The sequence below is a fragment of the Streptomyces sp. NPDC048416 genome (assembly GCF_043200435.1).
Lineage (GTDB): Bacteria > Actinomycetota > Actinomycetes > Streptomycetales > Streptomycetaceae > Streptomyces.
Genome location: NZ_JBICXU010000001.1, coordinates 333,934 through 350,983 on the forward strand (window position 1 = coordinate 333,934; position 17,050 = coordinate 350,983).

At 71.1% G+C, this 17,050-nt stretch carries 22 protein-coding genes; 21 read left to right on the plus strand and 1 reads right to left on the minus strand.

The annotated features are described in order from the left end of the window. Window positions 1-55 precede the first annotated feature (55 nt). The 4 genes from ACGFW5_RS01500 to ACGFW5_RS01515 all read left to right on the plus strand — a co-directional run bounded on the left by ACGFW5_RS01500 (window position 56) and on the right by ACGFW5_RS01515 (window position 3,121). Window positions 56-1,087 carry a hypothetical protein gene (locus ACGFW5_RS01500; protein ID WP_393832102.1) on the plus strand — a complete coding sequence of 344 codons (1,032 nt, stop codon included), beginning with the start codon at window positions 56-58 and terminating at the stop codon, window positions 1,085-1,087. A 183-nt stretch (window positions 1,088-1,270) separates the two neighbouring features. Continuing rightward, a complete protein-coding gene (locus tag ACGFW5_RS01505; protein WP_393832103.1) occupies window positions 1,271-1,600 on the plus strand; it encodes a hypothetical protein in 330 nt (109 codons plus the stop codon). A 235-nt stretch (window positions 1,601-1,835) separates the two neighbouring features. Continuing rightward, complete coding sequence (locus tag ACGFW5_RS01510) at window positions 1,836-2,579, plus strand: glycosyltransferase (RefSeq protein WP_393832347.1); 744 nt, start codon at window positions 1,836-1,838, stop codon at window positions 2,577-2,579. After that, window positions 2,579-3,121: a hypothetical protein gene (locus tag ACGFW5_RS01515; protein ID WP_393832104.1), complete on the plus strand. Its 543-nt coding sequence runs from the start codon at window positions 2,579-2,581 to the stop codon at window positions 3,119-3,121. The genes ACGFW5_RS01510 and ACGFW5_RS01515 overlap by 1 nt, the downstream gene beginning before the upstream one ends. Window positions 3,122-3,146: 25 nt before the next feature. On the opposite strand, the gene ACGFW5_RS01520 is transcribed toward ACGFW5_RS01515, so the two are convergent. Then, entirely contained in the window at window positions 3,147-3,353 is a 207-nt protein-coding gene (locus tag ACGFW5_RS01520; RefSeq protein ID WP_393832105.1) for a hypothetical protein, read from the minus strand. A 236-nt stretch (window positions 3,354-3,589) separates the two neighbouring features. Between ACGFW5_RS01520 and ACGFW5_RS01525 the strand changes: the two genes are divergently transcribed. The 17 genes from ACGFW5_RS01525 to ACGFW5_RS01605 all read left to right on the plus strand — a co-directional run bounded on the left by ACGFW5_RS01525 (window position 3,590) and on the right by ACGFW5_RS01605 (window position 17,049). After that, complete coding sequence (locus ACGFW5_RS01525; protein WP_393832106.1) at window positions 3,590-3,943, plus strand: hypothetical protein; 354 nt, start codon at window positions 3,590-3,592, stop codon at window positions 3,941-3,943. A 110-nt stretch (window positions 3,944-4,053) separates the two neighbouring features. Further along, the gene (locus tag ACGFW5_RS01530; RefSeq protein WP_393832107.1) at window positions 4,054-5,154 is read left to right on the plus strand and encodes a hypothetical protein; all 1,101 of its coding nucleotides are present in this window, start codon (window positions 4,054-4,056) and stop codon (window positions 5,152-5,154) included. A gap of 42 nt (window positions 5,155-5,196) precedes the next feature. After that, the gene (locus tag ACGFW5_RS01535; RefSeq protein WP_393832108.1) at window positions 5,197-6,438 is read left to right on the plus strand and encodes an MFS transporter; all 1,242 of its coding nucleotides are present in this window, start codon (window positions 5,197-5,199) and stop codon (window positions 6,436-6,438) included. 269 nt (window positions 6,439-6,707) lie between these two features. Beyond that, complete coding sequence (locus ACGFW5_RS01540) at window positions 6,708-6,917, plus strand: hypothetical protein (RefSeq protein ID WP_393832348.1); 210 nt, start codon at window positions 6,708-6,710, stop codon at window positions 6,915-6,917. Between the two features lie 191 nt (window positions 6,918-7,108). Then, entirely contained in the window at window positions 7,109-8,251 is a 1,143-nt protein-coding gene (locus tag ACGFW5_RS01545) for an AAA family ATPase (protein ID WP_393832349.1), read from the plus strand. Continuing rightward, a complete protein-coding gene (locus ACGFW5_RS01550; protein ID WP_393832109.1) occupies window positions 8,248-10,038 on the plus strand; it encodes a hypothetical protein in 1,791 nt (596 codons plus the stop codon). The genes ACGFW5_RS01545 and ACGFW5_RS01550 overlap by 4 nt, the downstream gene beginning before the upstream one ends. Window positions 10,039-10,072: 34 nt before the next feature. Next, a complete protein-coding gene (locus ACGFW5_RS01555; RefSeq protein WP_393832110.1) occupies window positions 10,073-10,570 on the plus strand; it encodes a hypothetical protein in 498 nt (165 codons plus the stop codon). Between the two features lie 186 nt (window positions 10,571-10,756). Further along, complete coding sequence (locus tag ACGFW5_RS01560) at window positions 10,757-11,116, plus strand: hypothetical protein (protein WP_364131069.1); 360 nt, start codon at window positions 10,757-10,759, stop codon at window positions 11,114-11,116. Then, window positions 11,113-12,015, plus strand: coding sequence for a hypothetical protein (locus ACGFW5_RS01565; RefSeq protein ID WP_393832111.1), 903 nt, complete (start codon window positions 11,113-11,115; stop codon window positions 12,013-12,015). The genes ACGFW5_RS01560 and ACGFW5_RS01565 overlap by 4 nt, the downstream gene beginning before the upstream one ends. Window positions 12,016-12,037: 22 nt before the next feature. Next, entirely contained in the window at window positions 12,038-12,742 is a 705-nt protein-coding gene (locus ACGFW5_RS01570) for a hypothetical protein (RefSeq protein ID WP_393832112.1), read from the plus strand. A gap of 20 nt (window positions 12,743-12,762) precedes the next feature. Beyond that, window positions 12,763-13,509: a hypothetical protein gene (locus ACGFW5_RS01575; protein WP_393832113.1), complete on the plus strand. Its 747-nt coding sequence runs from the start codon at window positions 12,763-12,765 to the stop codon at window positions 13,507-13,509. A 25-nt stretch (window positions 13,510-13,534) separates the two neighbouring features. Then, window positions 13,535-13,993 (plus strand): hypothetical protein, encoded by a 459-nt coding sequence (locus ACGFW5_RS01580; protein ID WP_393832114.1) that lies wholly within the window; start codon window positions 13,535-13,537, stop codon window positions 13,991-13,993. Between the two features lie 271 nt (window positions 13,994-14,264). Beyond that, window positions 14,265-14,654 carry a hypothetical protein gene (locus ACGFW5_RS01585; RefSeq protein ID WP_393832115.1) on the plus strand — a complete coding sequence of 130 codons (390 nt, stop codon included), beginning with the start codon at window positions 14,265-14,267 and terminating at the stop codon, window positions 14,652-14,654. Then, entirely contained in the window at window positions 14,651-15,460 is an 810-nt protein-coding gene (locus ACGFW5_RS01590) for a DUF317 domain-containing protein (RefSeq protein ID WP_393832116.1), read from the plus strand. Before ACGFW5_RS01585 ends, ACGFW5_RS01590 begins: the two co-directional genes overlap by 4 nt. 40 nt (window positions 15,461-15,500) lie before the next feature. Continuing rightward, a complete protein-coding gene (locus tag ACGFW5_RS01595) occupies window positions 15,501-15,860 on the plus strand; it encodes a hypothetical protein (RefSeq protein WP_393832117.1) in 360 nt (119 codons plus the stop codon). Then, window positions 15,857-16,216 (plus strand): hypothetical protein, encoded by a 360-nt coding sequence (locus tag ACGFW5_RS01600; protein WP_393832118.1) that lies wholly within the window; start codon window positions 15,857-15,859, stop codon window positions 16,214-16,216. The genes ACGFW5_RS01595 and ACGFW5_RS01600 overlap by 4 nt, the downstream gene beginning before the upstream one ends. Next, window positions 16,213-17,049, plus strand: a complete 837-nt coding sequence (locus ACGFW5_RS01605; RefSeq protein ID WP_393832119.1) for a DUF317 domain-containing protein — start codon at window positions 16,213-16,215, stop codon at window positions 17,047-17,049. Before ACGFW5_RS01600 ends, ACGFW5_RS01605 begins: the two co-directional genes overlap by 4 nt. The last annotated feature ends 1 nt before the right edge of the window (window position 17,050 follow it).

A 17,050-nucleotide genomic window follows, 5' to 3' on the forward strand; every position in this document is an offset into this window, starting at 1 on the left:
GAACCTCATTCGCCGCATCCTCCACCGACTCCCTCTGTCCATCGCCGCTGGTTGCGTGGCGCTGGCCGCAACCGCCTGCGGCAGCGGCAGCGGCAGTGGCAACAACAGCCCCGAAGCCAAGAGCCCCGCACCGTCCGCCAGTGCCGACACGCAGCGGGAGCTGCTGCCCGCGCTCACCAAGCAACAGGCTCTGGCCGCGATCGACCGGTACTCGCAGGTCAACAACAAGGCCAACGCCGACAACGACCGCGCCCTGCTCGATTCCGTCGAGGACGGTCCGATGTATGCCATGTCAGTCTCCGAGTTCAAGGAGTCCGAGGGTCTGACCGCCTCCGAACGCAAGCCATACAAGCCGTGGGCGTACGACACGCAGAGCGCCCAGCTGTACATCCCGCGGATCGCGCCCGGCCAGCCCCGCTGGTTCGCCGCCGCACTCTCCGCCACCCCGGGCAAGGCCCCCAGTCGGCTCGCCGTTTTCGCCGAACAGCCTCAGCACAAGCAGTGGGAGATGGTTGCAGCCGCCGATCTGTACGGCACCGACCTGCCCAAGATCGTGCTGGATGCTGACGGATACGCCACCGCCGTCGCGGCCAACAGCAACAAGGACCTCGCCGTCGGGGCCGATCAGCTCAGGGAGGGCGTCCTGGACAACTTCACCACCGGCGGGCAGAACTCCGGGAAGAAGACCTTCAACGAGAGCAAGGCGAGCAGCCTGCAAATCAAGGTCCACGACGAAACCGTCACCCAGTACGGCAGTCAGGGCACCAGCACGTTCGCCGGCGCCACCAACCGGTACGGCGACGCCTACGCGCTCAAGACCACCGACGGTGGCGCGCTGGTCTTCTTCTCCCACACTCACACCCAGACCGACGCGGTCACCCACCACGGGCTGCAGCTCAACCCCGGCAAGGACGACCGGGCCTGGCTGCACGACATCCCACGCACGAGCATCCGGTACGAGTTCGTCTGCAACGACGCTGCCACCGTCCCCGCGAAGGCCGGCCCATCCACACTCGTGGGCTACACCTGCGCCCGCACCGATGCCTCCGGCCCGCCGGTGAACTCCGCGTCCCTGCCCAGCGTGTAGCGCGCACGCTCCTAGACCCCACCCGAAGGACCACCGTACGCAGTGACGACCGCACACCCCGACAGCGGCAATGCGAACCCCCCAGCGGAACCAGCCACCAGTCCCTTGGTCCCCCTGAACGAACTGGCCCTCTGGCTCAGCGGCGGTTGCGCACTCCTGTCCGCAGCCCTCTACACGACTTCGATGACCGTCGCGCTCAGCACCGCGCGGCCGTGGGACGAATCCGGCGCCTTCGGGACCGCGTTCATTTTCGCCCTCATCGCTCTGCTCTCAGCAGGGCCCTATCTCATCAGCCGGCTCATCCCTGCCACCGGCCGTACATCCCCGGCGCCCCGGTTCGCGATGTGGGCCACCTGCGTTGCCCTGGCCGGGATTCACCTCATGGCATCGCTCCTCGGCACCCCGCACATGGCCCTGTCCGGCGTCGTCGGTATCACGGCTGTCCTCGCCGTCGCGGGCTTCGGCGAACTGACCGCACATGGGCTCGCAGCCGCCGGCCACCCCGAGCACTGACCCGCAGGCGCCGCCCACCTCACCGTCGCCCCACCCCGGCCGCGTCCCCACAGCCGACGCCCGACCCCGTCTCGCCCCCTACGCGGCGCAAGCCCCACACACATCGTTGCCCCACCCCCCCTGCCGCGCCGGCCCCAGCCTCCCGGCCGCACGGCCCGCCACCCACCGCTGACTTCGCACCCTCGCCCTGGAGAATGTCCTGTCCTCGCACTCCCGCCCCGACATCACGGTCGTCATCGCCACCCGTCTGCGGCCCGAACGCCTGGGCTACCTCACCGAACTGCACGCCAGCCTGATGCGGCAGACCGTTCCGTGGGAGGCCGTCCTCGTCCTTGACGGAGCCGATCGCGCGCTCCTGCCCGAACCGCTGGCCGCCGATGCCCGCATCCGCGTGGTCGAACTGCCCCGCCCGGTCGGCGCTGCCGCCGCCCGCAATCTGGGCCTGCGCACCGTCCGCACCCCCCTGGTGTGTTACATGGACGACGACGATCTCGTGCCGGACGACAGCCTCGCCGTGCGGCACCGGAGGATCACCGAGACCGGTCTGGGCTGGGTCGCGGGCTGGAGCGCCGACCTGCATCCCGACGGCTCCACGACGATCTGGCGCTGCCCGACGCCACCCGGCGTGCACCAGCCCGGTGACGTGACCGGGTACTGGACCAGTCCCGAAGCCCAGATCCCGCTCGGCCAGACCATGCTCCTGGCCCGCACCGAATTGGTCGTTGCCGTCGGCGGGCACGGAGGACTGCCCCAGGGCGAGGACTTCGTCATGGTCAACGGTGTCACCAACCTCGCAGCAGGCGAGCTGCTGCCGCACGTCGTCTACTACTACCGACAGCACCCCGCCCAGATGACCGCCGGCGGCACGGCGTTCCTCGATCTGGAGGGGCCTTCCCGTGAGTTCGCCTTCCGGCACGGCCAGGCACTGCGGACCGCCCTGAGACGTTCCCGCCGCCCCGCTCTTGAGCTGGCCGTCTGATGACTTCCGGCGTCACCCAGGCGACGTTGGACCATCTCGCCCGGCAGCTCAACGACATAGCCTCGCAACTGCCCACCACCCACTCGGATGTGGACCCCAGGACGCTCACCGACGACATCGCCCTGCTGGCCCATCACCTCACCTACGTCGGCGAACGCACCGAGGAACGCTTCGCCGCACCCGAGACAGTGCATCTGCCCGAGCGCCACACCCTGGTGCGGCTCGCCGAGGCGATGGCCGCTGTCACCCGCGCCATGGGCCACCTCACCGAAGCCCTCACCTGCGCGTCCACTGGCTTCTACTGCGAAGCCATCCCTGAGCTGGCGACCTCGCACCTGAGAGGCGACCCCAAGGCGCTGCGAATCATCGCGGCCGAGAAGTGCAACGCGGCCCGGACCCAGTTGGTCGCCACGGCCGCACAGCTCCATACGGAGGCCGGCGGCAGGGCTCAACCGCCTCGGCTGGCCACGCTCATGGCACCTCGGCCCGCTCAGCCCTCATCCCCCGCAGTCACGGGCTCCGTGTCGCGGACTGCACGCTGACCCCCGCAGAAAGGACCGCCACCTGTCAGACCATTTCCACTTCGCCGTCCACCCTGAACACGGCTTCGTTGCCGCCTCCACTTCGGCGGTCACCGAGCATCTGGCCGAGTGGTTCCTCACCCGCGAGCAGTTCGAGCCTGTCCCCGACCTCCCGGGTCTGTACCGGATCACCCAACCCGAACAGGACGGCCGGCGCCGCACCCGCCAGGCCGTACAGGACCTGCGACGACACGGATTCACCGTCCAGGCCGACTACTCGCTCGACCCCGCGATCACTCCTGAGCCCGCCCACCCGTACGTCCGTAACGGGCTGCTGGAGCGTCGCCAGCGCATCGCCCGAGCCGCCGCCGCGGCCTCACCGCAGCGCACCCCCACGCTGGCCACCACCTCTGCACGTCCTTCGGCGCACCCGGCCGCCGTGACGGTCGCTCGCTCCCCTGGCCCCGCGTCGGCACGGGGACGATGAGCATGGACGCCGAGCCCATCCGCATCGCCCGCAAGAGCGGGGGCGAAGTCGAGGTCGAGGGCCCCGTCGACGAGTTCGCGTCCCGGATCCTCGACCGTGCCGGCTTCATCTTCCGTCCGACCCTGCGCGGCATGTGGATCCGGCTGCACTTCGACACCGGCCAGGAGCACGAGAACCAGCAGGCCACCCATGCCGCGCGGATGCTCAGCGCGGCGGGCTATCACGTCGATCTCGACCCGAGCCTGCTCCCCGCCGCCGGCCATCGCTCACCCGTGAACGGGTGGCCGCCACGTACGTCACCTTCGATGCCGGCGCCGCCCCCACCGTCGTGCTGCCCCCGCCGGCCGTGGCCGTAACCACCCCCGGCCCGCGCCGCTGACCCCCGCCCCCGGAGCACCTCATTTCCGACATCCCCGCCGAAGAACTTCGCACCGCCCTCGACGAACTGCACCGCTACCAAACGCAGTTGGCCCTAATCCATGCGCGCTATGAGCGCGCATGGTCCCAAGCGTCGGCCGCGGATGCCTCACAGGCCGCCGCAGTCATTGCACAGGGCCGGCGGCGAGAGGGCGCCGAGGCGTTCAAGCATTATGTGGCGCCGCACGCGAACACGCTGCTGTCCGCCGCGCGCAGCGCCGTGGATGCCATGCCGCCGGCTAGGCACCATGCCACCTGGCGCGAGCTGATCGACGACATGGCCCACGCCGCCAGCCAGATCCACCGCATCCGGTCCGAGCCCACCGTCCATCCCGAGCCCGAAGCCTCCCGCGTACGTCACCTCCAGCTATGGCCCTACGTCCTTGCCTGGGCCGAACGCTCCTTCATTATCAGCGAGCTCGCCGAGCAGCACCGCCCCGCTGGCCAGGCGCTGGCATCCGAGGAGCAACAGTTCTGGACGGACCGGGTTCAGGCGGCATGGCGCCGCGGCGACTTGGATGCCGACGACGTTTGGTACAGCGCCGACAACGAGCTGATTACGGTGGCTCATCTCGTCGAGCACGGTGAGCCGACCGTGGTGGTACTGGCCGGTGAGCCCGGCAGCGCGCAGATGCGGGTCCTTGGCCACTACGACACTCTGAACGAGGCGGTCCAGGCATCCCCACCCGCGGTGCCCGCCGGCGTCCTGAACCCGAACTTCGCACCCTTCGCACCCCAGCCTCCCGCAGCGGAGGTATCGGTCGCGAAGCTTGTGCGGCAGGTCGACGAGGCACGGCACACCGGGGACGTCTCCATGGCGCTGCTCGACGCCGTCGACACCTCCGGCCGCTCCCGCGGCCCGCTGCCCCGCCTGACCGAACTGCTGGACCGGGCAGCATCGTTCGCCGACGCGCTGGAGACGAAGCAGGGGCAGCGCTCAGCCGCCCGCCTGTCCGTCCTCGCGCGGCAGCTGGGCGCGCTGCGAGAAGAGATCGAGTCCGTGGCCGAGGGACTGGGGGCCGGCGTTCTGCCACCCCACCGCACACCACGCCCTCTGTTCCATCTCTCTCCCCTGCCCCGGACGCCTGCGCCACCCGGGCTCACGGGCCCTGCCGCGCCCCCGCCCCCTGGCGCTGCCCGCCGTCGTTAGCGCCCCCGCACCACCGGGGTGCCTCACCCCAGAAAGCACGCGTTGACCTCCACCACCGGCTCAGGACCGCTGCTCGCGCAACGTCACGTGGCCCGGCTGCTTCTCGGCACATTGATCGGCCGCCTGCCGAGCGGCATGGCGCCCGTCGCGATCCTCCTGCTCGTCACCGACCAGGGCGGCTCGTTGAAGGCAGGCGGGCTGCTGTGCGCGCTGTACGGACTGGCGTCCGCCGTTGGGCAGCCGGTCCTGGGCCGCATGGTCGACCGGCGTGGACAGAGTCTGGTCACCGGCACCGCGGTCCTGCTCACCACGGTCTGCCTGTTGGGCCTGTCGGTGGTGGAGGTGGCGGCCCGGCCGGGCCCCGCGGCCGCTCTCGTCGCGCTCGCCGGGATGAGCACTCCGCCGCTGGAGGCGGGGTTGCGTGCCCTGTGGCCCGTGGTCCTGCCCGACGAGGCACGCCGTCGGGCCGCGCTCGCCCTCGATACCGGCGCCCAGGGGCTGATCTACGTCACCGGGCCCCCGCTGGTCGCCGTGCTGTCCACGACGACCGGGCCCCGCACCGCGATGGTGGTGAGCGCCGCGCTGGGGCTGGTCGGTGCCGCAGTGGTGCTGAGCGCCGCGCCTTCCCGCCACTGGCGCCCCGCCCCCAAGGCCCACCGCACCGGGACGGTCGGGCCCCTGGCCCATGCAGGGCTGCGGGGGCTTTTCGTCGCGGTGAGCGGGGTGGGTTTCGCCCTGGGCGCGATGAACGTGTGGGCCGTCTCGCTCGCCGACACCCTCGGCATGGATCTGCTGTCCGGACTGATCCCCGCCGCGCTGTCCACCGGCAGCCTCGCCGGCGGCTTCCTGTACGGGCGCCGGGTTTGGCCGGGCACGCTCACCGGACAACTCCTCGTGTCAGCTTTCCTGTTCGCCGTCGGCTGGGTGCCTTTGGTAGCGGCCACCGGCCCCGTCTCGGCCGTGACGCTGGCGGCAGTCCCGGGCCTGTTGCTGACCGCCGTGATCACCTCGGCGTTCCTGACCGTGGACGCCCTGGCCCCGGCCGGCACCACGACCGAGGCGTACGCCTGGCTGATCGCCGCCGTCGGCACCGGCCAGGCCGCCGGGACCGCCGTGGCCGGCGCGCTCGCCGAGCGGCCCCACGTCGGTGCGGGCCTCCCCGCGGCCGGCGCTGGCCTCACTCTGATCGTCCTGCTCGCCGCCCACCGCCACCTCACTGTTCCCGGCGCGGGCACACGCCGCCGCGGCCGGCACCGCCGCACCCCGGCACACGCGGCCCGCTGAACTCCGTCTACTTACACGGAGATTCGTCTCCGGCCGTCGTTGGTGCACCCGGCTGTTGGAACGTGCGGAAAGGCGAGTCAGGTAGCTGCGGGCCAGTGAGGCCCGCCCTGGAGCATGTCGGCAGCCATTGCCATCGTTCGTGGTCCAGCCACGCACCGTCGATGTGCTGGAACCTCCGGGCCGCCTCGTCTTCGCCCAACACCCCCCACCGCTTTCCCGCCACCACCGATAGGAGATCCGCCTTGCCCGAAGCGCCAGCAGAGCCCTTCATGACGATCCGGCACGCCATCACCGGCGAGATCACCACCACCGGCTACAACGCCGCCGCCCGGCGGATCCTGCTCCAGGACGGCTTCGAAGAGGCGCCAGCCTGCACCTGCCGGGCGACGGAACAGACTCCCGGGCCTGCTCGGCAGCCAGCGAGCTGCTCGTCGCCGACCACCCCGTGCCCCTGGACCGAGCCCCCGGTCGGCCGGTGAGCGCTGACGGTACGCGCCGGGCCCGGTCATCGCTGTCGGCACAGTCCGTGATCCGCTCCGAGACCGGCCAGCCTCTCCGGCGCATCGCCAACCCCACTCGCACCCGCACTTGTTGAAGGATCTTCGTTTTGACCACACCCGGAACGCCTACCGGTCCAGCGCGCACCAAGGGCGGCGAACTGCGGGCCAAAGTGGCCCGACTGCTGGCCGACCGGCCGGCGGACACGCTCACCATCGGGCACATGGCCAGGCAGCTGGGCCACTCCCATGGCGCCGTCCGCAACGCCGCCCTCACCCTGGTGCGACGTGGCGAGGCCGACCAAGGTGGAGCGGGGCAACCGGAGTTCCGCGCGAACGCGAAGACCGCCGCAGCCGCGCAGACCGCTGTGATCAGCCCACCGGGCACCCACTCTCCCCGCGTCCAGGCGGCCACGGCCCGCACGACCATTCCCGCAGCAGCCACGCCCAGGCAGACCGGCCCGATCCGCCGCGCGGGGGGCCAGCTCTACCACCCCCGGGAGCTGGCCGATCTGCCCGACGTCGAGGCGTTGAACCGCTTGCGCGACGCCGACGTGCCGGTGCTGCTCTACGGCCCTCCGGGCACCGGCAAGACGAGTCTGGTCGAGGCGGCGTTCCCGGACCTGCTCACCGTCGCCGGTGACGGCGACACCACGGTCGGCGACTTGATCGGCGAGTACACACAGGACGACGCGGGAGCCTACGTCTTCCAGTACGGTCCGCTGGTCACCGCGATGACCGAGGGCCGCGCCCTGCTGATCGACGATGCCACCTTGATCTCACCGAAGGTCCTCGCGGCGCTGTATCCCGCGATGGACGGGCGCAGGCAGATCCAGGTCAAGGCCCACAAGGGCGAGACCATCAAGGCCGAGCCTGGCTTCTACGTGGTGGCGGGCCACAATCCCGGCGTCCACGGGGCGGTTTTGACGGAGGCGCTCGCGAGCCGGTTCAGCGTGCAGATCCAAATCGGCACGGACTATGACCTCGCGCTGGCGCTGAGGATCGATGCGCGGGTGGTCCGGGTCGCCCGGCACCTCTCGCGCCAGGTCGAACTCGGCGAGCTGGGCTGGGCCCCCCAGCTGCGCGAGCTGCTCAGCTACCAGAAGACCGAGGCCGTCCTCGGCACCAAAGCAGCCCTCGCAAACCTGGTCGGCATCGCCCCTGTGGAGGATCGCGACGCCGTCGCTGCCGCCGTCATCAAGGCTGCCGGCGTCAAGGAGATCCGCCCCCTCACCCTCGGCAAGCAGCTTTCCGCCTCGGCCGTCCGGCAGCCCGCGAACAGCACCGTCTCCGCGCACCGGGGACGGTCGCGATGAGCGCCCACCGCCACGTCCAGTCCACGCCAGACGACGCTGCCGCGCTCGCGCGATGGGACGACGACGGCGCGCCCCCCGCGCAACCCCGTTCCTCCCCGGCCGCGTGGCTGCGCGTGGGAGCCGAACTCGGCGATCGACTGGTCGCCCTTTCCGGCCGCCAGGACCTCCTCGTCACCTGCCGCCCCGGCACCCGCAGCGGCGCACCGGCTGCCTATTTCCCCAGCCGGGGCGAGGTCGAGTTCGACGCCGGCCTGTTCGCCCCGCTTAAGCCCCACGAGATCCATCCGCGGATCGTGGGCGACGAGGAGCGGTATCCCGCCGCCTGGGGAGTGTTCGTCCACGAAGCAGCGCACGCGGCCCACTCCGTCTGGACGGAGCCTGCCGGAGCGGACCCCCGTGTCGTCGAGGCCGCGCTCCTGCTGGAGGAGAGCCGGGTCGAAGGCGCACACCTCATCGCGCGGCCCACGGACCGCACGTACCTGCGCACCAGTGCCCGAACCCTGGTCATGCCCGATATCGCCCACCCCACCCTCCAGGGCATCGAGCACGCCGCCGGAGTGGCGGCCCTGATCCTCGGCCGCCGTGACGTCGGCATCCTGGACGCCGGCGAGACCCGGGCCGTCGCCGATCTATGCGAAAAGGTGCTGGGCGCAGACCTGCTGGCCACGCTCACCCGCATCTGGAGCGCAGCTCACCAGTGCGCCGACCACGACGCCACGACCATGCTCGCGCACGGTCAAGAATGGTGCGACGCCCTGGCCACCGCGGCCCCTACCCTGCCCGTGCCGGAGAACCTCGCCGATCTGCTGTCCGGCGCGGTGGCAGTGGTCATGGACAGCGCGGCAGCCGCCGACGCCGCCGACCTCGCGGCACAGGCCGCAGCGACCACCGCCATGGCCACCCGGTCAAGGGCACAGGCCAACGACCGTGCCCAGCAGGCCAGTCGGCGACGCCAGGCCGCCGCCACCGCGAGGTCCGTCTTCAACTCCGGCGGCGGCACCGTCAACCCCGACGGCACACCCGCGCCCTCCAGTAACCCCGTCACCGGCACCCGCAGGCCCACTGCCGCCGAGCAGAGTGCCGCAGCTCGCCTGAGCCGCGCCCTGCGTGCCGCCGCCTACCGTGAGCGGACCGAGGAGCGGACCACCAGCCCCACCCCGCCCGGCCGCCTCAACATGCGCGCGGCCCTCGCCCGCGACGCTCAGCGCGCGGCCGGGTCGGTCCCCACCGCGGAACCGTTCACCCACACCCGCCGCCGCAGCTCGCCCACCCCACCGCTGCGGGTGGGTATCGCCGTCGACGTCTCCGGCTCCATGCGTGCCGCCTGCGCGCCCGTCGCGTCCGCTGCCTGGATCGTGGCACGCGCAGCAGCCCTGACCGACCCCGACTCCCGCACCGCCACCATCGCCTACGACCAGCACCTGACCGCACTGACCCGACCCACCCACCGAGCACCAGAGCGTGTGACGACGTTCAATGCCAACGGCGGCCACCACAACCTCGGTGACGCCATCGACGCACTCGACCACGGCCTCGACCTCAGCCGCCCCGGCGCCGGCCGCCTCCTCGTGATCGTCACCGACGCCCAGTACAACAGCGACGAAACCGCCCAAGCCGTCCCCCGCGTCAAGCAGCTCACAACCGCCGGCTGCGCCGTACTCCAACTCACCCTCACTCCGCGGTCCCTCCACTTGCCGGGGACCACCTTGTTGCACCTGCCCCGGCCCTCCAGCGCTCCCGCCGCCATCGCCACGGCGGCCACAGACGCCATCCGCAGGACACGCTGAGACACCACAGAAGACAGAAAGCAGGAACAACCACTTGGCAATCCGAACGTCCTATGAAGTTGTCCACACCTGTGGACACGCCATAACCCACAACCTGTCCGACCGACCCGCCGACAAGCGGGCCGCCTTCGCACGCTGGCTCGCCTCCAAGGACTGCACCGACTGCTGGAAGGCCGCGCGCGACAACGACAGCGCCGGCAAGGAGGAATGGATTGCCGCCCGTCGCGCCGCCGAACAGCAGGCGGCTGCCGACTGGGCCGCCCAGTTCGACATGCCCGCGCTCGAAGGCCCCGACCGCGCTCTGGAGTGGGGCGAACGCACGCGCCACCAACTGGTCACCGCCGCCTACACCGCGCTGGTCACCGAAGGCACCTGGGACGAGGCGGACTGGTCCGCGCTCGAAGAGACGATCCGCACGATCACTCGCGCCGGGTGGTGGATCGACCAGCGCGATGCCGAGGGAAACGACCTCCCCGAGCTTCTCGACGCCGCCACAGAAGCCGACCGGGGCAACGAAAATCCGTTCCGCTAAGGGGCCGGCGGCGTCACCGGGGCATGCCTTGTACCCCACGTTCCCCGGTTAGCAAAACCGGGGATCCTCCGGACCATTGTCCTTCCCACCGCCACCCTGTGCCGTTCGTGGAAGGAAGCCCCCGCTGTGCCCGAAGCTGTTCGTCCGCCATATGTCCCTGCCGACACCCTCACGCCTGAGAGGGACATGTCTCATGGCCACTTCCGGCCTGGCGACCAGGTTGTCGTCCTCAAGGGCGTCGCAGGCGGCGAGCTGTGGGGCGATGCCATGACGGTGGTGGCGCCGTCATGGCATACGCCCACCGACGAGGACGGGTGGCGGCTGCGCGACCCCAACGGCGGGCAGCAGACCTTCGTCACCGGTCATCCCCGGTATCTGGTCCATCTCTCGCGGCGCTGCCCCGATTGCCTGATTTACCTGCGTGCTCTGGAGGACTACCTGATCCCGAAGTTCGCCCACGCGGCCTCTTTGATCGACTGCGGTTGGTACTCGGTCACCGCGCTCAATCAGCTCGTGCACGTCCTGGATGCAGAGGGTGTCAGGTGATCCCGCACATCGTTGGAGAACAGCTCTTCCCTGCCATCGCGCTGTCGTCGGCGATGGGCATCCCGGTCGCCGAGCAGGACGTGCTGGGCGATGCCGTGGTGGCCCACGCGCCCCTGGACCCCACCGTCGCCGAGGGCGGCCCCCAGGAGTGGATGTTCGCCGACTGGGAGGATTACTTGCAGGCACCGCGGGATCTCCATCCGCACGCAGACGGACCGACCGGGATGGAGCCGGAGATCTTCCACATGGCGGTCCGGCTGCACCCCGCCGACCGGGCACTGCGGCGGCCGGAGTGGCAACGAATCGCCCAACGGCTGACTCACGTCGCCGGTCTCGCACCCACCGGAGATGAGCACGCATGCCGGTGGGTCGCGCTTCAGGCCCGTCCCGGCCGACTCGACGTGATTGCCAATCGCATCCGAGGTGACGGCGCCTGGGCCCAGCAGCCCCGCCTACTCGCGCGGACGCTGAGTGAAGAGTGCCGGCGCATCGAAACCGACCTGGGCCTGGTGCCAACGCAGAGCCACGGCGGACGCCCGTCGACCGCCCGTCTGCCGGCGCAACGCCCGGCGCTGCCGCGCCCAACGCCGGATCAGTCGCCGCCTGCGATGGCGGCCCAGGTCGCCACGCTGATGCACCAGCTCGCCGACGAGGCCAACGGACCCATCGCCTCGGTACGCGGTCTGATCGAACAGGCCGCCCACCGCCTCGATGACCTGCCCCACGCCTACGGGCCCCACGTGGCCCACCAGCTGGGGTGGATCGCCGGCCGCCTGTACGGCATCCAGCAGGACCTCGACGCCACCACCGCTGACCTGCCCGGAGCAAGCCAGCGCGCCACAGCGCGCTCCGTCACACCGCCCGCACCTCGCTCCACTCCCCCACGTCATTCCCGCTGAACACCCGGAGAAAGCAACGCCCTTGGCCCTTGCCAACCGCTACCTGACCCTGCAACGCGACGTGCACTCAGGCGAAGTCCTCGCCCGTGGGGGCGACCCGGAAGCGCACAGCATCCTTCAGCGCACCGGCTTCGTCCCCGTCGTCCGCGTCCACGAGAGCTACCACCGACTACCCACCGGCCTCGACGAAGCCGAGGAGGTACGCCTGGCGACCCGGGCCGTGGCACGTCTGCGCGCCGTCCAGTACCACGTCGCCTGCGACACAGCGTTCGAGACCGACCTGCGCGAGGCTCACTACCTCCCCCTCGGCGCCTCCGTCGCCCACCAGGCCGAACTCATCCGCCAGGCGACCACCACCGAGGAAGCCGCGGACGCGCTGACCGAACTCACCGCCTCCCACGACGGCGTCCTTGCCGCCCTCGACGAGATCCTCACGGCCACGGCCGAGTTCCACCTGGGCCTCGGCGGACCAGCCGACATCGCCACCGCCGCCCGGCTGCGCCACCTCGCCGAAGGCCACCTGGACGCCATCCGCGCCGACCTGGCCGCCGTACGCGCCGACCTCGCCGACCGGCACGAACCCCACCCGCAGCGCAGCGTGTGCAGCGCCGAAGTCGGCCCCGCCGAGCACGAAGTGTCCGTCGTGTGCAGCTGCCCGCCCCCACCGCGGACCACTACGCCCAGCCCGCCGCCCGCACTCACGGCTCTGACCGGACGGCGGCGCTGATCCCCCTCCCCGAGGAACCCATGCCCGACCACAACCCCACCCCTGATCTTGCGTCCTTCGCCATCGCCCTCGCCGATGAACTCCCCGGCAACTGGATCAGCGAGCACCAGACGCATGCGCAGTACCCCGACCAGTTCGCCCGCGCGGAACACGTGTGGGACATGAACCTTCTCGCCCACGCGATTGCCGAGCACGTCTTGGACCAGGATGCGGTCCTCACCCGCGAGGACGGCAACGGCACCCGCCTGTACGTCATCGCGCGCCCCCGCAGCGGCGAGGAGTTCCTCGTCGGCGCCGTTGCTCCTGCCGGCATCCCCGCGGAAGCCTTCCGCACCGTACGCGAGCCCGACGGCATCGTCGTCCCCGACGACCCGGTCAAGGCGGCGGCCGACATCACCACCGACCTGCTGCCCCGCTACGACAAGGCCCTCGCCGAGGTCCACGACCACGCTGGCCGTCTCACTGCGCCTGCGCCGCCGGAGCTTGTGGTGATCACGCTGGCGGGCCGCGACTTCCACGTCGCCAAGCCCGAACGGGCGGACGCCGCACAGATCCTCACCGACAACGGCTGTGTCTACGACCAGGACTTGGACGCGTTCGTGCTGTCCGGTGAGGACACCGCCGTACAGGCCCAGGCGATCCAGCGCGCGGCAGCACAGCTGGACCGGCTCGGTATCGGCGTCAGCGTGCGGCTTGCGCAGACCAAGCCGCCCTTGGAGACCGCTGCGGTCACGGCCCCGTCCAAGTCGCCTGTCCGGCGGCGATAACCCCATCAGAACGGAGAAGGCCCCTATGGGTAACCGTGCCGACGAGTACGGCAGCGACGTCGAGATCTACCGCAAGCCCCTGGCCAACACGATCTACGCCGAGACGCGCACCGCGGCGCCCGAGCATCTGCTGGCTCTGCTCGACACGCTCGGCCTGGAACGCAAGACCTCGGTGACGGCCGGACCCGTCTACGTCTGGCACGAAGTCCCGAGCCACCTCAACGAGGACGAGCAGAAGAAGGCCGCTACCCGGGCCATCCCCGCACTCCTCCTGGCCGGATACGTGGTCAACATCCCCGACGACCTCTTCGACCCCACCGCCTACCAGGAAGCGGTCGCGGTCATCCGCAACCCCAGCCGTCCCGCCGTCGTGCCCCCGGCCGCCGCCCAGCCCGCGCCCAAGAGCCCCGGCCGCGCCCACCCCGCCCAGCGCCCGGCAACACCGCCCTCAGCGGACAGCCGCTCCTCCCGCCGCTCCCCGTAACCGTCCACCGGCCGGCCCCTTGCCGGGGGTCGGCCCGTCATTCGAGAGAGACCCCCATCCCCACGCCCGACCGCACTCCGCCGCCCATCGCCACCAGCAGAAACCCACGCCTGGCCGCAGCCCTGTTCCGCCGCTACCTGCGCGCCGTCGCTGTCGGCAGCCCAGAGCGGCCCCTCCCTCTGGCCGGCGCCCGGCCAGAGGCCGCCCTCAGTGAAGCCCGCCGCCTCGGCCGACGCAGCTGACCCCCCTTCCCTTCGCCCCCAGGAGGCCCATGACCGACCTGTCGTCCTATCCCATACGCCTCGCCGAGGACATCGCCGGCCTCATCAAGACCCTGGACGACTACCTCGACCAGGCCACCCCTCACCAAGCGGCCCGAATCCTCGGCAAAGTCCTCGACCCCGAGGACGGCGTCCTGACCCGGGTCACCGACCTGGTGGAGACCGGCACCCGGTTCGCCCAGAGCCAGGCCCACCGCGGGATGCTCCCGCCCGAGGTATGGCTCGCCATGGGGCGGGCCTCCAACGAACTCCACAGCGTCGCCATGGACCTTGACGACCATGCCGACCCGATCAAGCAGCTCGGGGCGACGCCCACCACGGCAAGCACCCTGCCGCCCAGCCCCGTCGCCTCCGCCATGGTCGTCAGGAGGAGCCGGTGAAGCAGCAGCAGTGGACCGGCTGGGGCCCCGGCACCCAACAGGCCGAACAGCACTACCTGGTCGAGCCCCGTTACCTCGCCGGGGGCGGCGACATCCGCTACGTCAGCGAGTTCCTGCGTGCCTCCGGCTGGAATGACAAGTCCAAGACCGGCGGGCCGCTGGTCTTCGACAGCCCGGACAAGTCCGTCCGCCTCGGATACGACCCGTTCACCCAGCCCGGCGGGTGGACGATCTCCGGGAGGGCCACCCCCGGCCAGGAAGCGTGGCATGCGACCTTCACCCGTCAGATGCCCGTGGAGATCGTCGCCGGGTTCACCGACGCCCTCACCCGCCCCCGCACCGCGCACGCACCCAACATGTGGGCGCCCCTGCAAGAGCAGCACTGGACGACCGAAAAGGGCCAGCACGTCACCGCCATGAGCCCCGACGGCGGCGCCTGGATGCAGTTCCACCAGTCCAAGCCCGGCGAAGCGCACTGGTGGGCCGGCGCCCGCAACGAACACGGTCGCGTCTGGGACGCCCACTTCACCGCCACCACGCCGATGCACCTCGTCCAGGCGTTCAGTACCGCCCTGTCCGACCCGCAGCAGGTCATGCGTCCGCGCGGCCATGTGCCGCCCTCCACCCGCATCCGCACCACCTCGGTGTCCGTGCGGCCCGAGGAGCTGTCCGCGTGGCAGCAGGCCCGCATCCGGGCCGCACGCGCCGCTACCTGGGCCCGCAACTCGTGGGCCACCACCCGGCCACGACGCCAGACACCCACCGCCGGCCCGTACGCCCAGGCGGGCACCCGAGGCCGCCGCTGACCGGCCGACCACCCCGCCTCCCCTACAGAAAGCCTCCCTCTTGCCCCACGCTCTCCCCGCAGCACCCACCCCCGACCAGGTCCGTCAGGCCACGGGCACGCTCGCCGACCTCGCGGCCTATCTGCGCACTCATCCCCCGCTGGGCGACGTACTGCCGCTGCTCGTGCCGCTGCTCGACGAGGACGACGGCGTCCCGATCCTGCTCGGCGAGGCGCTGCGCTGCACCGGGCACCTCATCGGCCGCCAGGCCGAGTTCCCCATGCCCGACACGACCCGCCAGATCATGGAATCTTTCCGCGAAGCCTCCCAGGAGTTCACGGACTGGCACATCCTGCACTGGGACGTACAGCGCCTGAACGCCCAGCACACCGGCCACACCGCTGCGGTGAGCGGCCGATGAGCCCCGCCAGTCGCGCGCCGAGCGCCGAGGAGATCTCCGAGGCACTCCACGTCCTGGACGAGGTCGACGACTATCTCCGTCAGCCCTCGTCACTCGGCGAAGCCCGCAGGGTCCTGGCCCAGGTCCTCGACGAGGAGGGCGGGGTACCCATGGCCCTGGGCAACATCCTGCGCTCCACCGCCGGCCTCATCGAGGGATACGCACTCGGGCCATGGCCCGTCGAGATCCGTCACATCATCGCCCGGATGCGAGCCGCCGCCCCCGAAGTGACCGACTGCCATGCGCTGCACCAAGACGTCCGCCGCCTGGGCAGTCATGAGTTCGACCTCCCCGCCGAGGCGCCAGCCGCACTGTGAGCACCCCCTACGTCGCCAGTCGCGCCAACTCCCCGCACGGCACCATCTGGTTCGAGACCCAGCCTCGCCATCTCGCCGGGGGCGGAGATCCCCGGCACATCACCCAGGCGCTGCGGGCCGCAGGCTGGGCCAACCGCTCCGATCCGGACTTCCCCCACGTCCTGCTGGTCAGCCCCGACTACCGGCACACCGTGGTGCTGGAGCCCGAACCCGAGCCGTACGGGGCATGGTGGCGTATCCGCGGGCAGGAACAGGACGGTCGGCGCTGGTACACCGAGTTCGGCGCGCACACCCCCGTGGAGATCCTCGCCCACCTCACCGACGCGCTGCTCGAACCCATCCCCGAACATGCTCCCCCCGTCTGGTCGCCCCTGACGGCGGCGGGCTGGTCCTACGAGCGCGACGAACGCGGCAACGAGATCGCCCGCCACCCCGACAACATCCTCAGCCTGGAACGGTGGGCCGTCGAGCCTGGCGAGACCTTTCACTGGCGGGCCCAGGCCGCCCTGCCCAACGGCGGCGGTGGCTTCCGACGCATCTGGCACGCCTACCTCGACGAACAGATGCCGCCCCACCTGATCGCCGCATTCACCACCGCACTGGCCGACGGCGAGCCCGTCCAACGCGGCATGGACGACGTTCCGCACACCCACCTGGTCACCCAAGAGCAGCACGGCTGGCAGGGCGAGCAGCTCGCCGCCGCGCACGAGGCGCGGCTCAAGACGATGCGTGCCGTGGCGCGCAAGGCCCGCCGCACAGCCGCCGCGCTCACCACTTCTCCCCCGACGCCCCTCGTCACCTCGGCCACTCCCTCCCCCGGCCGGACCCACTGAT

Bases quoted from the DNA above. Each gene is read 5' to 3' on its own strand.
- ACGFW5_RS01515 (WP_393832104.1), top strand. From the start codon at position 2,579: ATGACTTCCGGCGTCACCCAGGCGACGTTGGACCATCTCGCCCGGCAG.
- ACGFW5_RS01600 (WP_393832118.1), top strand. From the start codon at position 15,857: ATGAGCCCCGCCAGTCGCGCGCCGAGCGCCGAGGAGATCTCCGAGGCA.
- ACGFW5_RS01580 (WP_393832114.1), top strand. From the start codon at position 13,535: ATGGGTAACCGTGCCGACGAGTACGGCAGCGACGTCGAGATCTACCGC.
- ACGFW5_RS01585 (WP_393832115.1), top strand. From the start codon at position 14,265: ATGACCGACCTGTCGTCCTATCCCATACGCCTCGCCGAGGACATCGCC.
- ACGFW5_RS01550 (WP_393832109.1), top strand. From the start codon at position 8,248: ATGAGCGCCCACCGCCACGTCCAGTCCACGCCAGACGACGCTGCCGCG.
- ACGFW5_RS01560 (WP_364131069.1), top strand. From the start codon at position 10,757: ATGTCTCATGGCCACTTCCGGCCTGGCGACCAGGTTGTCGTCCTCAAG.
- ACGFW5_RS01525 (WP_393832106.1), top strand. From the start codon at position 3,590: ATGGACGCCGAGCCCATCCGCATCGCCCGCAAGAGCGGGGGCGAAGTC.
- ACGFW5_RS01540 (WP_393832348.1), top strand. From the start codon at position 6,708: ATGACGATCCGGCACGCCATCACCGGCGAGATCACCACCACCGGCTAC.
- ACGFW5_RS01575 (WP_393832113.1), top strand. From the start codon at position 12,763: ATGCCCGACCACAACCCCACCCCTGATCTTGCGTCCTTCGCCATCGCC.
- ACGFW5_RS01505 (WP_393832103.1), top strand. From the start codon at position 1,271: ATGACCGTCGCGCTCAGCACCGCGCGGCCGTGGGACGAATCCGGCGCC.